Origin of the sequence: Streptomyces sp. NPDC058985, assembly GCF_042740985.1 — a bacterium.
Taxonomy (GTDB): domain Bacteria; phylum Actinomycetota; class Actinomycetes; order Streptomycetales; family Streptomycetaceae; genus Streptomyces.
The window spans coordinates 261,365-274,815 of the sequence record NZ_JBHYJX010000001.1; the positions used below are offsets into that span (position 1 = coordinate 261,365).

Annotated in this window: 12 protein-coding genes and 1 riboswitch; of the genes, 6 read left to right on the forward strand and 6 right to left on the reverse strand. The window is 72.8% G+C overall.

Annotated elements, in window-relative coordinates; all coding sequences use genetic code 11:
• Positions 1–111: 111 nt before the first annotated feature.
• A complete protein-coding gene (locus ACFW01_RS01260; protein ID WP_234958006.1) occupies positions 112–1,101 on the forward strand; it encodes a M28 family metallopeptidase in 990 nt (329 codons plus the stop codon).
• 28 nt (positions 1,102–1,129) lie between these two features.
• On the opposite strand, the gene ACFW01_RS01265 is transcribed toward ACFW01_RS01260, so the two are convergent.
• Complete coding sequence (locus tag ACFW01_RS01265) at positions 1,130–2,641, reverse strand: tetratricopeptide repeat protein (protein WP_384502016.1); 1,512 nt, start codon at positions 2,639–2,641, stop codon at positions 1,130–1,132.
• A gap of 229 nt (positions 2,642–2,870) precedes the next feature.
• Here ACFW01_RS01265 and ACFW01_RS01270 point away from each other — a divergent pair, with 229 nt between their 5' ends.
• Both ACFW01_RS01270 and ACFW01_RS01275 read left to right on the forward strand, forming a co-directional pair.
• Positions 2,871–3,386 carry a DUF6668 family protein gene (locus ACFW01_RS01270; RefSeq protein WP_384502018.1) on the forward strand — a complete coding sequence of 172 codons (516 nt, stop codon included), beginning with the start codon at positions 2,871–2,873 and terminating at the stop codon, positions 3,384–3,386.
• Positions 3,387–3,514: 128 nt separating this feature from the next.
• Positions 3,515–4,111 (forward strand): NAD(P)H-dependent oxidoreductase, encoded by a 597-nt coding sequence (locus ACFW01_RS01275; RefSeq protein WP_234958009.1) that lies wholly within the window; start codon positions 3,515–3,517, stop codon positions 4,109–4,111.
• An 18-nt stretch (positions 4,112–4,129) separates the two neighbouring features.
• Here ACFW01_RS01275 and ACFW01_RS01280 read toward each other — a convergent pair whose 3' ends face one another.
• The 4 genes from ACFW01_RS01280 to ACFW01_RS01295 all read right to left on the reverse strand — a co-directional run bounded on the left by ACFW01_RS01280 (position 4,130) and on the right by ACFW01_RS01295 (position 8,668).
• Positions 4,130–5,107, reverse strand: a complete 978-nt coding sequence (locus tag ACFW01_RS01280; RefSeq protein ID WP_384502021.1) for an ABC transporter permease — start codon at positions 5,105–5,107, stop codon at positions 4,130–4,132.
• A complete protein-coding gene (locus ACFW01_RS01285; RefSeq protein ID WP_384502023.1) occupies positions 5,094–6,080 on the reverse strand; it encodes an ABC transporter ATP-binding protein in 987 nt (328 codons plus the stop codon). Before ACFW01_RS01285 ends, ACFW01_RS01280 begins: the two co-directional genes overlap by 14 nt.
• A gap of 54 nt (positions 6,081–6,134) precedes the next feature.
• Entirely contained in the window at positions 6,135–7,349 is a 1,215-nt protein-coding gene (locus ACFW01_RS01290; protein WP_384502025.1) for an outer membrane lipoprotein carrier protein LolA, read from the reverse strand.
• A gap of 308 nt (positions 7,350–7,657) precedes the next feature.
• Positions 7,658–8,668 carry a polyprenyl synthetase family protein gene (locus ACFW01_RS01295; RefSeq protein WP_234958013.1) on the reverse strand — a complete coding sequence of 337 codons (1,011 nt, stop codon included), beginning with the start codon at positions 8,666–8,668 and terminating at the stop codon, positions 7,658–7,660.
• Positions 8,669–9,246: 578 nt separating this feature from the next.
• Positions 9,247–9,402, forward strand: a riboswitch (cyclic di-AMP (ydaO/yuaA leader).
• A 3-nt stretch (positions 9,403–9,405) separates the two neighbouring features.
• On the opposite strand from ACFW01_RS01295, the gene ACFW01_RS01300 reads away from it, so the two are divergent.
• Positions 9,406–9,897 carry a transglycosylase SLT domain-containing protein gene (locus ACFW01_RS01300; protein ID WP_234958014.1) on the forward strand — a complete coding sequence of 164 codons (492 nt, stop codon included), beginning with the start codon at positions 9,406–9,408 and terminating at the stop codon, positions 9,895–9,897.
• A 15-nt stretch (positions 9,898–9,912) separates the two neighbouring features.
• Here ACFW01_RS01300 and ACFW01_RS01305 read toward each other — a convergent pair whose 3' ends face one another.
• Positions 9,913–10,713, reverse strand: a complete 801-nt coding sequence (locus tag ACFW01_RS01305; protein WP_234958015.1) for an HAD family hydrolase — start codon at positions 10,711–10,713, stop codon at positions 9,913–9,915.
• 276 nt (positions 10,714–10,989) lie between these two features.
• Here ACFW01_RS01305 and ACFW01_RS01310 point away from each other — a divergent pair, with 276 nt between their 5' ends.
• Positions 10,990–12,054: a GNAT family N-acetyltransferase gene (locus ACFW01_RS01310; RefSeq protein ID WP_384502028.1), complete on the forward strand. Its 1,065-nt coding sequence runs from the start codon at positions 10,990–10,992 to the stop codon at positions 12,052–12,054.
• Positions 12,055–12,081: 27 nt separating this feature from the next.
• Positions 12,082–13,434 carry a glycosyltransferase gene (locus tag ACFW01_RS01315; RefSeq protein ID WP_384502030.1) on the forward strand — a complete coding sequence of 451 codons (1,353 nt, stop codon included), beginning with the start codon at positions 12,082–12,084 and terminating at the stop codon, positions 13,432–13,434.
• Positions 13,435–13,451 lie beyond the last annotated feature (17 nt).

A 13,451-nucleotide genomic window follows, 5' to 3' on the forward strand; every position in this document is an offset into this window, starting at 1 on the left:
TGGCCGAATAGCGGTCTTGACGGGCGGTCAGTCCCGGCCACACCATCCAGGCACCCCATTCACTGTGGAGTTCCCTCCCCAGGGACTCCCTAGGAATCCGGAGCCCCCCACATGAAGCTCCCCTACCCGAAGCTCCCCCTTTCCGGACGGGCGCTGACGGCCGGTGCCGTCGCGGTCGTCACACTGGCGGCCGGCGGTTCCGTGGCCGGCGCGGCCTCCGCCGCCGAGCGGTCCGGCCCCGCCTCGGGCACGGCGGCCGTCGCCGCCGCGCCCGACCTGCCGATCGCCAACGTCAAGGCCCACCTCGCCCAGTTCCAGTCGATCGCCACGGCGAACGGCGGGAACCGCGCCCACGGCCGCCCCGGCTACAAGGCCTCGCTCGACTACGTGAAGGCCAAGCTGGACGCCGCCGGATTCACCACGAGCATCCAGCAGTTCACCGCCTCCGGCCGCACCGGGTACAACCTGATAGCCGACTGGCCCGGCGGTGACGCGAATCAGGTTGTCATGGCCGGGTCACATCTGGACAGCGTCGGCTCCGGGCCCGGCATCAACGACAACGCCTCCGGCTCCGCGGCCGTCCTGGAGACCGCGCTCGCCGTGGCCCGGTCCGGCTACCAGCCCACCAAGCACCTGCGCTTCGCCTGGTGGGGAGCGGAGGAACTGGGGCTGGTCGGGTCCCGCTACTACGTCAACCGCCTCTCCTCCGCCGACCGCGCGAAGATCAGCGGCTACCTGAACTTCGACATGATCGGCTCGCCCAACCCCGGCTACTTCGTCTACGACGACGACCCCACCATCGAGAAGACCTTCAAGGACTACTTCGCCGGGATCGGCGTCTCCACCGAGATCGAGACCGAGGGCGACGGCCGCTCCGACCACGCGCCCTTCAAGAACGTGGGCGTCCCCGTCGGCGGCCTCTTCAGCGGCGCCGACTACCGCAAGACGTCCGCCCAGGCGGCCAAGTGGGGCGGCACCGCGGGCCAGCCCTTCGACCGCTGCTACCACTCGTCCTGCGACACGACCGCCAACATCAACGACACGGCCCTGAACCGCAACGGCGACGCCATCGCGTACGCGATCTGGGAACTGTCGCAGTAGGACAGCCCTCCGGGGCGGGGCCGCCCGGTCAGCCGGCCTGGGCCCGGGCGCGATCGGCGAGGCGGCCCATGCGGGTGCGGGCCGACTCCAGTTCCTCGGCGTCCTCGGCGGCCGGGCCCTCCTCGGCGGCGAGTTCGTCCCACAGGCCGACCAGGTCCTGCCCCAGCTCCATGCCCCGTTCGGGGTCGCGTACGGCACGCCAGGCGGTGGCCGCGCTCTGGACGTTGCCGTACGCGGCCTCGGCGTCGCCCGCGCGGCGGTGTATCCGGGCCAGGTCCAGGGAGAGGCGGAAGGCACGGTCGGGATCGCCGGACAAGTAGGCGATGTACGCGGTGAGTTCACGGAGCCGGAGTACCTCGGGGTGCTCCGGCCCCAGCGTCTGCGAGGCCTCCGCCACGGCCTGCTCCGCCAGCAGCGCCGCGTCCTGCGTACGCCCTTCCTTGACGGCCTCGTTGACCCGCGCGGTCGGCTGCGCGAGCAGCGCGGGGACGGTCGCGTCACCGGGCGCGGTGAGCGGTCCGTCCCCGAGCACGGCCTCGGCCACGGCGTCGAACCCGCGGGCGGGGGTCGGCTTGGGGTCGGGGTCGGCGAACGGGCCCGGGTCGGCGAAGGGCTTGGCATCGGCGAGCGGCTTGGTCTCGGCGAGCGGCTGCGCGCCTACGAACGGCTGCGCGTCAACGACCGGCCGCGCGTCAACGACCGGCTCGTGCCCGGCGAACGGGCGGGGGCCGCCGGCGAGGTGGGCCGCGGGCTCGGACACGGACGGCTCGCTCACGGACGCCCCGGACACGGACGGCTCACTCGCGGACGACCCGGACACGGACGGCTCGCTCACGGACGGCTCGCCGACAGGCGCCTCGGCCTCCGACGCAGCTCCCGGCGCCACTACGGCCCCCGAACCGTCGCCTGACGCGTACCGCGCACGGGCGAACGGCCCCGCAGCCTCCGGAGGGACCACCCCCGTCGCGCCCCCGGCACCCTCCATACGCGGCGGCGGTCCGAACTCCCCCGTCGGCGGCGCCACCGTGCCCGGCGCCGTGCCGCCGGAGGCTCCCGGCAGGACGCCGAGGGTGAACGTCGGCGGGGAGTCGCCGGCCGGCGTCCGTTCTGCGTCGGGCACCGCCGGGAGCGGGAACGTCGGGGCGCTGTCCCGTACGGCCTCCAGGGACCGGAGGACGTGTGTGGGCCGGTCCCACCCGGTCGCCGCCTCCTCCTCGGGAGCCGTCGGCACCGGGTCGGCGGCGAGGTGGCTGGAGCCGTCCGGGTCGACGCGGAGCGGGACGGAGTAGCCGATGCGCCGGTCGCGGATCGTGGCGAGGACGGGGTGGCCGACGGCGAGGGCGAGGCGGTGGAGGCGGTTCAGGACGGCGTTCTGGATCTCCTCGCCGGGTGCCGCGACGACCGTCGAACCGTCGATCGTGGCGGTCTGCGCGCCGGAACCGGCCTCCGGCACGCACACGTCGATCGGCGTCGCCGCGGGGTCCGGCGAACGCTCGGCGCGCTCGTGCTCCCGCTGCCTGTCGCGACCGAGTCGAGACATCGTTCCCCCACTCATCGGCGGCTTCCGTCGGCGGTCCCGTGTTCCCTGCCGTCCAGAGCCTGTCATGCCAGTCCTGCACCTGCTGTCGAGTCTCTCCGCTCGCTCGCGGTTCTCACGTCACCGGGGTGTCACAGGCTCGTTCCAGGAGGTCACGCGTGTATCGGCGGGTCGGCGCGAGGCCGGTGGGCGGGGTGCGTGATCCGGGGGGCAAGCGGGCAGGCGGTCAGGCATGCGACAGGGACCGGAGATATGGATCCGCGGACCGGCGGCGGCGCCCGAGCCGCCCCACCGGGGCCCGACCGCCCCCGAAATGCCACGTAACCCCTCCCCCGCCGAGGCGCCGGGCTTCTCCTGGATCGGCGTTCACGGAGGTGCCGGGGTGACGACGCTCGCCGGGGTGTTCGGCGGGCAGGACTGCGGGCGGGGCTGGCCCGGCCCCGGCGACCCGTCGTCGGTGCTGCTGGTGGCCCGTACGCACGCGGCCGGTCTCACGGCCGTCGGCCGGGCCGTGGAGGAGTTCCGGCTCGGACGGGCGCCCACGGGGGTCGGGCTCGACTCCGTCGTCCTCGTCGCGGACGCACCCGGACGGCTTCCCCGGCCGCTCGCCCAGCGGGTGCGGCTGCTCGAGTCGGCCGTGGACGTCCACCGCGTCCCCTGGGTCCCTGCCTGGCGCCTGGACGGGGCGCACAAGGGCCCACCCCGGGGGACGGAGTCACTGGTCCGCCGTACGCGGCGGGTGCGCTGAGCCCGGTCGGCACCCCTACGGCATCCCTGGACGCCGCCAGACAGATGCGTACGCATGGACAATTGAATGCGTACGCATATAATGCATGTGCTGGTATTCACTCTCCGCCGATCACTCCAGGGGACACCATGACACGCCGCTTTCTCTTCCTACTGGGCAGCAGCCGCCCCGACGGCAACACCGAGCTGCTCGCCCGCCGGGCCGCCGAACAGCTCCCCGCGGACGTCGAGCAGCGCTGGATCGACCTGGCCCGGCACCCGTTGCCCGAGTTCGAGGACCTGCGGCACGACAGCGACCACACGCGCCCCACCGAGGGCAACGCGGGTCTGCTGCTCGACGCCACGCTCGCCGCGACCGACCTCGTGATCGCGTCGCCGCTGTACTGGTACTCGGTGTCCACGCCGGTCAAGCGCTACCTCGACCACTGGTCGGGCTGGCTGCGCACGCCCGGCCTCGACTTCAAGGCGACCCTGGCCGGCCGCACCCTGTGGGGCGTCACCGCCCTGGCGCACCGGGAACTGGAGGTCGCCGACCCGCTGGCCGGCACCCTCAGCAACTCCGCGGCCTACATGGGCATGCGCTTCGGCGGAGTACTGCTCGGCAACGGCAGCCGGCCCGGTGACGTACTGCGGGACACGGACGCGCTGAGCCGCGCCAAGACCTTCTTCGCGGGTGAGGCGCCGCTCGCCCGCTTCCCGTACGACAAGGAGACGGCCGCCGTCTGAGGACCGCGGACGGAATGCCTACGCGGTGATGTCCTTCGCCGTGAACCGCGCCCATGCCGCCGAGCCGAAGACCACCGCGTAGAGGGCCTGGAGGCCCAGGTTCTTCACCAGGTCGTCCCAGTACACCGGTTCGCGCATCAGGTCGGCGAAGGACAGCCAGTAGTGCGAGAAGAAGTACGGCTGGAGCGCGTGCAGCTGGGGGATCTGGTCGAGGATCTGGACCGTGATCAGCAGCCCGACGGTGGTCGCCATCGCCGCGATGCCGCTGCCCGTCAGGGTCGAGACGAACAGGCCGAGGGCCGCGACGCCGACGAGTGAGGCGGCCACCACCAGGGCGATCAGCAGGGCGCGCCCCAGGCCCTCGGCGTAGCCGATCCGGGTGCCGGAGATGGTGACCAGGTCGCCCAGCGGGAAGAGCAGCGCCCCGACCGCGAGCGCCGAGACCGCGACCACCAGGGTGGCGGCGAGGCAGAAGGCGATCACCGTGGCGTACTTGGTGAGCAGCAGCCGGGTGCGCCCCGCCGGGGCGACCAGCAGGTAGCGCAGCGTGCCCGCGCTCGACTCGCCGGCGATCGCGTCACCCGCGACGACGCCGACAGCCATCGGCAGGAAGAACGGGAGGGTCGCGGCGAGCGCGGTGAAGACCAGGAACAGGCCGTTGTTGCTGATCTGCGAGATGAAGGCCGGGCCCTCGCCGCCACCACCGCCGCCACCGAGCGACGACGACCCGTCGCTGGTCTCGATCTTCACCGCGATGCCCACCAGGACCGGCACGGCGGCCAGGACTCCCAGCAGGGCGAGGGTGCGCCAGCGCCGGAAGATGATCAGCAGTTCGCTGCGCAGCAGCCCGAGGGACCACAGCGGGCTCGGCGTGCGCACCGCATCCACGCCCGCACCCGGGCCCGTCCCGGCACCGGCACCGGCACCCGCACCCGGGCCCGCGCCCGGCGTCTCCGCCCGCGCGACCGGCTCGTTCCCCGCCTCAGCCCGCGACATCGAATCCCTCTCCGGTCAGGGCCACGAACGCGTCCTCCAGGGAGGCCCGTTCCAGTGCGAAGCCGCGGACCCGGACGTGGGCCGCGACCAGGGCCGCGTTGACCTCGGCCAGGTCGCGGTCCGGGGGCTCGGCCGTCACCCGGTCCTCGGCGACGACCACGTCCCCGGCGCCCTGCTCCTTCAGCACCCGGGCCGCGTCGCCCCCGTCCGGCGTGGTCACCACCAGCCGGCCGCGCGCCCCGGCCGACAGGTCGGCGACGGCGCCCTGGGTGATCAGGCGTCCCTGGGCCATCACGGCGGCGTGCGTGCAGACCTGCTCGATCTCGTCCAGCAGGTGGGAGGAGAGGAAGACGGTGGTGCCGTCGGAGGCGAGTTCGCGGACCAGCGCGCGGATCTCGCGCATGCCCTGGGGGTCGAGCCCGTTGGTCGGCTCGTCCAGGACCAGCAGGCGGCGCGGCTGGAGCAGGGCGGCGGCGAGGCCGAGCCGCTGCTTCATGCCGAGCGAGTACGCCTTCGCCTTCTTGCCGGAGGCTGCCGCCAGGCCCACCCGGTCCAGCGCCGCCGCGACGCGCTCGCGCCGGGTGCGCGGGTCGGCGGTCGGGTCGGCGGCGTCGTAGCGCAGCAGGTTGTCGCGGCCGGAGAGGAAGCCGTACAGGGCCGGGCCCTCGATGAGGGCGCCGACCCTGGGCAGTACGGTGCGGGCCGCGCGCGGCATGGGCCGGCCGAGGACCCGGGCGCTGCCCGAGGTCGGTTCGATCAGGCCCATCAGCATGCGGATGGTGGTGGTCTTGCCGGAACCGTTGGGTCCGAGGAAGCCGAAGACGCTGCCCGCCGGGACGGTCAGGTCGAGACCGTCGACGGCGAGCTGTCCGCCGCGGTAGCGCTTGGTGAGCCCGCGGGTGGAGATGACGGCGTCGTCCGCCCGCTCCAGTCGTGGCTCCGGCTTCGGCTCCGTGACGGACGGTTCGGCCATCGGCTTCCTCTCCTGTACCCCTGCCCTGCGCCTCTGCCCTGCGCCTCTGCTCCGTTACTTCGCGGCGTTCGCGGCCTTCACCAGCGCGTCCTTGGTGACCGCACCGGCGTAGATCTTGCCGTCCTCGGTGATCAGAGCGTTGACCAGGCGGGTCTTGAAGACCGTGCCCGAGCCGAAGTCGCCCTTGACCTGGTCGCCGAGGGAGCCGAGGAAGCCGCCGAGGTCGCCGCCGCCCGCGGCGCCCGTGGGCAGGCCCTGGCCGCCGGTGTCGAACGCGGCGATCGAGTTCCAGCCCTCGCCGACGACCTTCAGGCCGTCCAGCTCCTTGGCGAGGTCGCCCTCGGCCTTGCGCCCGTGCTCCGGGGCCTTGGCCGCCTTCTCGTCGGCCTCGGTGACCTTCGCGCCCTTGGGCGGGGTGAAGTCGAACGTCGACGCGTCCGGCTTCGCGAAGCTGACCTTGGTGAAGCCCGCGTCCACGACGGCGGCGCCGCCGCTCGCCGGGGTCAGCGTGAACTTCAGCGGGGTGCCGGTCTCGGCGTCCACGGCGACGGTGATCGCACCGACCGTGGAACCCTTCTGCCTGGGCTCGACGACGAGCCGGTACGCGTCGCGGCCGGCCACCTGGGCGGTACCGGCGACCTTCACGGACGTGGTGTCGTCGATCGACTCGAGCGCCTGGTCGGCGAAGTCCTTCGGGGTGGCCGGCACGTCCTTCTCCGGCCGCTCCGCGCCGTCGGACGTGGAGTGGTAGACCTCGTTGGACTTGCTGTCGTAGCCCCAGACGTCCTTGCCGTCGTGGATGAGGCTGTACTCGGCGGCGTCCTCCAGCAGGGACACCTTCTGCCGGTCGGGGCCGTCGGCCGCGACGCGCAGGGTGTGGGAGCCGGAGACCAGCTGGGTGAGCTTGGCCGAGGGGTCGGCGGACGAGCCGCCGTCCTTCCCGTCCCCGCCCGGACCGCCGGACATTCCGGACATCAGGCCGCTCTCCAGGCCGCCGAGGTCCGGCAGGCCCAGGTCGGTGCTGATCCGGACCGTGCCGGAGAGCTGCTGGACGTCCGACTCGGCGATCTTCTGGACGAGTTCCTCCGCCGTGACCTTCGGCAGGTCGGGGTCGCCGGAGTCGGCGAGAGCGGGGACCAGCCCGATCGTCGCGGCCGCCACTCCCATCACCGCGACCGGGACGACGTACCGCGCGGCCTTGCGCCGTCGGGCGCTCAGCTCCTCGCCCGCCCCGGGGGTCGTGTTGTCGTCGGAATCGATCGGTGCCATCTGTGCCCTACCTCCGTCGTCGGCGGCGGCTGTCTCGCGACCTCGCACTCGTTCACCCGTGAGTTCCACGCTTGAGTTCACCCGTGAGCCGCCATTCTCACCCGAATCGGTGAGGATTGGTGTTTCCGTGGTGTCCATCTGACCAAATCACCGGAGCGCAATCGTCAGACCGCGGGCTCAACTCCACGTACTCCTGCGGGATGACACCGGAGGGCGGTTCCTCCCCCGCCCCGTAGGGGACGGGCGCGCCGCCCGCCGACGGAGGGCACCCGCCCGTGGCGCGGCGCACGGGCGGGGCGGGGCGGGGTTCAGCCGGCCCGGTGGACCACGGCGTCGCACAGTTCCACCAGCGCGGCCTTCGCCTCGCACTCCCGCAGCGGAGCCAGGGCCGCGCGGGCTTCCTTGGCGTAGCGGACGGTGTCCCGCCGGGCGTGCTCCAGGGCGGGGTGGGCGCGCAGCAGGCGCAGCGCCTCGGCGTGCCGGGCGTCGTCGCTCAGGTCGGAGTCGAGCAGCTCGCTCAGGGCGATGTCCTCGGCGAGGCCCAGCCGGGCCGCGCGCTCGCGCAGCCGGAGCACCGGCAGGGTGGGGATGCCCTCGCGCAGGTCCGTGCCGGGCGTCTTGCCCGACTCGTGGGAGTCGGAGGCGATGTCCAGGACGTCGTCCGCGAGCTGGAAGGCGACGCCGAGCCGCTCGCCGTACTGGGTCAGTACGTCCACCACCCTCTCGTCGGCGCCCGACATCATCGCGCCGAACCGGCAGGAGACGGCCACCAGCGAGCCGGTCTTGCCGCCCAGCACGTCCAGGTAGTGGTCGACGGGGTCCCGGCCGTCCTGCGGGCCGGCCGTCTCCAGGATCTGGCCGGTGACCAGCCGCTCGAACGCGAGGGCCTGCACGCGGACCGCCTCGGGCCCGAGGTCGGCGAGGATCTGGGAGGCGCGGGCGAACAGGAAGTCGCCGGTCAGGACCGCGACCGAGTTCTCCCAGCGGACATTGGCGCTGGCGACCCCGCGCCGTACGGCGGCCTCGTCCATCACGTCGTCGTGGTACAGCGTGGCCAGGTGGGTCAGCTCCACCACCACGGCCGAGGGCACGATCCCGGGGGCGTAGGGGTCGCCGAACTGGGCCGAGAGCATCACGAGGAGCGGCCGGAACCGCTTGCCGCCGGCCCGCACCAGGTGCTGGGCGGCCTCCGTGATGAAGGGCACCTCGCTTTTGGTTGCCTCAAGCAACCCTTCCTCGACCGCGACCAATCCGGCCTGGACATCGGCTTCCAGAGCCTGGTCCCGCACGCTCAGCCCGAACGGCCCGACGACGGTCACGAGGGGTCTCCTGTCTGCTGGTGTCTACTGGCGATTACCTGGTTTGTCGATAGGTCGCTGCCACCACTCGAGTCAGCGTATCCGGTCACCTTTCGATCACCGCTAGCGCCCACCGTTACAGGCCGGTCGGTATCGGATCATGAGCGGTATGTTTTTGATCGGTCGATATGAGCAGATATTGGCCGATTTCACTATCCCGCCCCCTCCCTCGTACGGATGCCGTCCGGATGCCCGTCCGGCACACGGAAACACCGGACGAGCGAAGCGCTCCCCATCGGGGGCCGGTTGAGGCAGAGTTGGGACTAATGCCCGTTTTGCCGCGCTTATTGAGGCCCGTGAGTTGGCTCACTCCGGAGCACCCTCGGGCAACCCCGCCGCAACCTGTGCCCTCCCTTTGCGCCGCAAGCCAGTTGAAGCTTGGCAACCGCAAAGGATCAAGAGCCTCAAACGTCTCAGACCAAGGTCAACAGGACGTTGGGTGATTCCTGCACTTGTTTCGGACATGTGCTCTCGCATACGTTCCCGGCCTGTCGGGCGGACGCCGAATCCTGCCATCGCCCGCACACACAGTCATCCACTCAACTCACTCGCCGGCAGGAGCGGGGGACCCAGGTAAGTCGCCGCACCGGTCACCACCGGAGCGGCTCGGGGTGAAGCCGTACCCGTCAGGGCGCGGCCGGGCACCTCCCCGCCCGAACCCGACAGCTCACCTCGCAGGCGTCAGGAGAGGGACACAGATGTCTGCCAACGGTCAGAACCGTCACGCCCGGACCACCCGCATCGCCCGCAAGCTCGCCGTGGCCGGCACCGGTGTCGCGGTGCTCGCCCTGCCGCTCATCGGCGCCACCGGCGCGTCCGCGGCCACCCCGGCCGCCACCAAGACGGCCGCCACGGCGGCGACCACGTACCCGGACAACCTCGACGGCTGGATCCGCGAGTCGCTCGACGTCATGGCGCAGCACGGCATCCCCGGCTCGTACGAGGGCATTCACCGCAACATCATGCGGGAGTCGTCCGGCAACCCGCTCGCCATCAACAACTGGGACATCAACGCCATCAACGGCACCCCGTCCAAGGGCCTGCTCCAGGTGATCGACCCGACCTTCCAGGCGTACCACGTCGAGGGCACCTCCTGGGACCCGTACGACCCGGTCGCCAACATCACCGCCGCCTGCAACTACGCGGCCGACCGGTACGGCTCGATGGACAACGTCTTCGGCGCGTACTGAGCCGCACCGGGACGTTCAGAAGACCCGTTCGAGGACGACGGCCACGCCGTCGTCCTCGTTCGTCGTCGTGACCTCGTCGGCCACCGCCTTGAGTTCGGGGTGGGCACCGGCCATGGCGACGCCGTGCGCCGCCCAGTCGAACATCGGGATGTCGTTGGGCATGTCGCCGAAGGCGATCGTGTGCCGCCGGCCCACCCCCAGGCGCTCGGCGGCCAGCGCCAGGCCGGTCGCCTTGGTGATGCCGCACGGCTGCAGCTCCACCGTGCCGGGCCCCGACATGGTGACCGTCGCGAGGGATCCCACCACCGCGCGCGCGGTCGACGCCAACTCGTCGTCGCTCAGGTCCGGGTGGCGCAGCAGCACCTTGCTGATCGGGGTGCGCCACAGCTGGTCGCGCCGCTCCACCCGCACCGCGGGCAGCGTGGGGTGGGGCATCAGGTACCCGGGCTCGATGAGGGTCAGGCCGTCGACGCCGTCCTGGTCGACCGCTGCGTGCACCTGGCCCACCTCGGCCTCGATCTTGCCGAGCGCGGTCTCCGCCAGCTCCCGGTCCAGGGTCACCGACCACAGCATCCGGTGCGCGCCGGCGTCGTACACCTGCGCGCCCTGCCCGCACACCGCGAGCCCCGTGCACCCGAGGCGGTCGAGCAGGGGCCGCACCCGGGGTGCCGGGCGTCCCGTCACCACCAGATGCCGCGCACCCGCCCGGGCCACCCGTGCCAGCGCGGCCAGCGACCGTTCGGAGACGGTGTCGTCGCCGCGGAGCAGCGTGCCGTCGAGATCGGTGGCGACGAGTGAGTATGCGGTGCGGTCCATGATCAGAGAATACGGACGCGACACCGGTCCGACTCACCCGCGACCGGTTCCGAACGAGGACGCGGTGAGTACGTTCGAACGCGCACGACGACGCACGAACTCACCCGCTTCATGTCCGAAACCTGGCACATCATCGGCTAAAGCCGGTTAAGGGCCTGTGCACCAGTTGGCAACAACATGGTCTGCTACCTACCCCCGGGGCGGCCCCCGGGGTACCTTCCTGTTGTCCAGGGGGGACTTGATCGGGGGGTCGGGTTGAACAGCGGACGCGTACGTGTGCTCAGACCACAGGAGCTGGGCGAGGGGGAACGGGAGCACTGGCGGGAGATACGCGCCAAGTCGACGGCGCCGCGCAACCCGTTCATGGAACCGGAGTTCACCGACGCCGTGGGCCGGGTACGGCCGCGGGCGCGGGTGGCGGTGCTGTACGACGGCGGTGAGGCGGCCGGATTCCTGCCGCACGAACGCGGGCCGCTCGGCCAGGGCCGGGCGATCGGGCTGGGGGTGTCGGACTGCCAGGGCGCGGTGCTGCGCCAGGGCCTCGCCCCGGATCCCCGCGCACTGCTGCGGGCCTGCTCCCTGTCGAGCCTCGCCTTCGACAACCTGGAGGCCGAGCAGGGGCTGTTCGTGCCGTACGCCGCCGAGGAGCACACCGCCTACGTCATCGACGTGGAGAAGGGCTACGAGGCGTACGAGAACGTCCTGCGTACCCAGTCGCCGAAGTTCCTGAAGACCACGCTCGCCAAGGAGCGCAGGCTGGGCCGCCAGGCCGGCGACGTGCGCTTCGTCTTCGACGAGCGTGAGCCGGCCGCGCTGCGCACGCTCATGGAGTGGAAGTCGGCGCAGTACCGCAGGATGGGACGCCGGGACCGGTTCGCGCAGGAGTGGATCAGCCGGCTCGTCGGCCGGCTCGCCCGGACGCGCGCGCCGGAGTGCACGGGCACCCTGTCCGTGCTCTACGCGGGCGGCCGGCCGGTCGCCGCCCACTTCGGGCTGCGTTCGGCGACGGTCCTGGCGTGCTGGTTCCCGGCGTACGACCCGGACTTCGCCAAGTACTCGCCGGGCCTCGTCCTGCACCTGCGGATGGCGGAGGCCGCGGCCGCCGCGGGCATAGGCCTGCTGGACATGGGGCGGGGCCCGGCGGAGTACAAGGACTCGCTGAAGACCGGGGAACTGCCGGTGTACGAGGGGGCGGCGACGCGCCCGGGGGCGGGCGCCGCCCTGCACTGGCTCGGCCGCGAACCGGCCCGCCGCGCGCACGGCTTCGTGCGCGACCGGCCGCGACTGGCGTCGCTCGCGGTACGGACGTTGAGGGGCGCGGCCCGGCTGCGCAGGTCCTGACGAGGTCAACCACGAGGGGGTGGACGCATGACCGGTGTGCGGCGTGCGCGGCAGGAGACATTGCGGGAGACACGACGGGAGATCGACGACTTCCTGCGCATCGGGGCGGTGCAGGTCGCCGAGCTGGATCTCGGCGACGGCACCGACGCGGCGGAGGAGGCGGCGGCGGTGCTGCGACCGGGCCCGGGGAGTCCGCCGGTGTCGTCCGGCGCGGTGTTCGTGCTGGTCAGACGTGCGGGCCTGCCCGTGGGCACGCTGCTCGGGCAGGTCCCCGAGGGTGCGGACCCCACGCGGGTGCTGGCCGGGCTCGCGCGGGAGCTGCCCCGGGAAGCGCCGCCCGAGCCGTGGCCCGCGCCCCCGTCCGCCAGTGTCGTGGTCGCCACCCGGGAACGCGCGGACCAGCTCGCCCGCGCCCTCGACTCGCTGCTCGCCCAGGACCACCCGGACTTCGAGATCGTCGTGGTCGACAACGCGCCCGTGACCGGTGAGACCAGGGAACTGGTCGAGCGGAAGTACGGCGAGCGGGTGCGGTACGTGTGCGAGCCGGTCCCCGGACTCGCCGTCGCGCACAACCGGGGCCTCGCGGTGGTCCGGGGCGAGGTGGTCGCCTTCACCGACGACGACGTGGTCGCCGACCCGCGCTGGCTCACCGAACTGACCGCGCCGTTCGCCGCCGACCCGCACCTCGGCTGTGCCACCGGCCTGATCCTGCCCGCGCGGCTGCGCACCCCCGCCCAGGTGCTCCTGGAGAGCCACGGCGGTTTCGCGAAGGGGTTCGTCCCGCGGACGTACGACCCGGAGCACCCGCCCGCCGACGAGCCGCTGTTCCCGTTCACCGCGGGCCGGTTCGGCTCGGGCGCCAACATGGCCTTCCGCACGGCGGTGCTGCGGACGGTCGGCGGCTTCGACCCGGCGACCGGCGCGGGCACCCGCGCGCGCGGCGGCGACGACCTCTACGGGTTCGTCCGCGTCCTCGCCCAGGGGCAGCGGCTGCGCTACACGCCCCGGGCGCTGGTCTGGCACCACCACCGGGAGACCTGGCGCGACCTGGAGACCCAGGCGTACGGCTACGGCGCCGGCCTCACCGCGTACCTCACGGCGATCCTGGTGAACCGGCCGGCGCTGCTGCCGGCCCTCCTCGCCCGGGTGCCGGGCGGACTCGCGCACGCCCGGCGCCTGACCGCGGTACGCGCCACCGGCGAGGGCGAGAGCGCGGGCGCGGTGGCGGTGGCGGTGGGGGCGCCGGGCGGGCACGACTCCCGTACGCACCCCTGGCCGCGGCGCCTGGCGCGGTTGCAGCGCCGGGGCATGCTGTACGGGCCCGTCGGCTATCTGCGCGCCCGGCGTGCGCTGCGTGCGGCCGGGGTTGAGGCGCGGTGAGCCGGGCGGGGGCCGTC

Coding starts and splice junctions, on each gene's coding strand:
- ACFW01_RS01290 (WP_384502025.1), bottom strand. CDS start 7,349: ATGGCACCGATCGATTCCGACGACAACACGACCCCCGGGGCGGGCGAG.
- ACFW01_RS01315 (WP_384502030.1), top strand. CDS start 12,082: ATGACCGGTGTGCGGCGTGCGCGGCAGGAGACATTGCGGGAGACACGA.
- ACFW01_RS01260 (WP_234958006.1), top strand. CDS start 112: ATGAAGCTCCCCTACCCGAAGCTCCCCCTTTCCGGACGGGCGCTGACG.
- ACFW01_RS01270 (WP_384502018.1), top strand. CDS start 2,871: ATGCGACAGGGACCGGAGATATGGATCCGCGGACCGGCGGCGGCGCCC.
- ACFW01_RS01265 (WP_384502016.1), bottom strand. CDS start 2,641: ATGTCTCGACTCGGTCGCGACAGGCAGCGGGAGCACGAGCGCGCCGAG.
- ACFW01_RS01285 (WP_384502023.1), bottom strand. CDS start 6,080: ATGGCCGAACCGTCCGTCACGGAGCCGAAGCCGGAGCCACGACTGGAG.
- ACFW01_RS01300 (WP_234958014.1), top strand. CDS start 9,406: ATGTCTGCCAACGGTCAGAACCGTCACGCCCGGACCACCCGCATCGCC.
- ACFW01_RS01280 (WP_384502021.1), bottom strand. CDS start 5,107: ATGTCGCGGGCTGAGGCGGGGAACGAGCCGGTCGCGCGGGCGGAGACG.
- ACFW01_RS01305 (WP_234958015.1), bottom strand. CDS start 10,713: ATGGACCGCACCGCATACTCACTCGTCGCCACCGATCTCGACGGCACG.
- ACFW01_RS01275 (WP_234958009.1), top strand. CDS start 3,515: ATGACACGCCGCTTTCTCTTCCTACTGGGCAGCAGCCGCCCCGACGGC.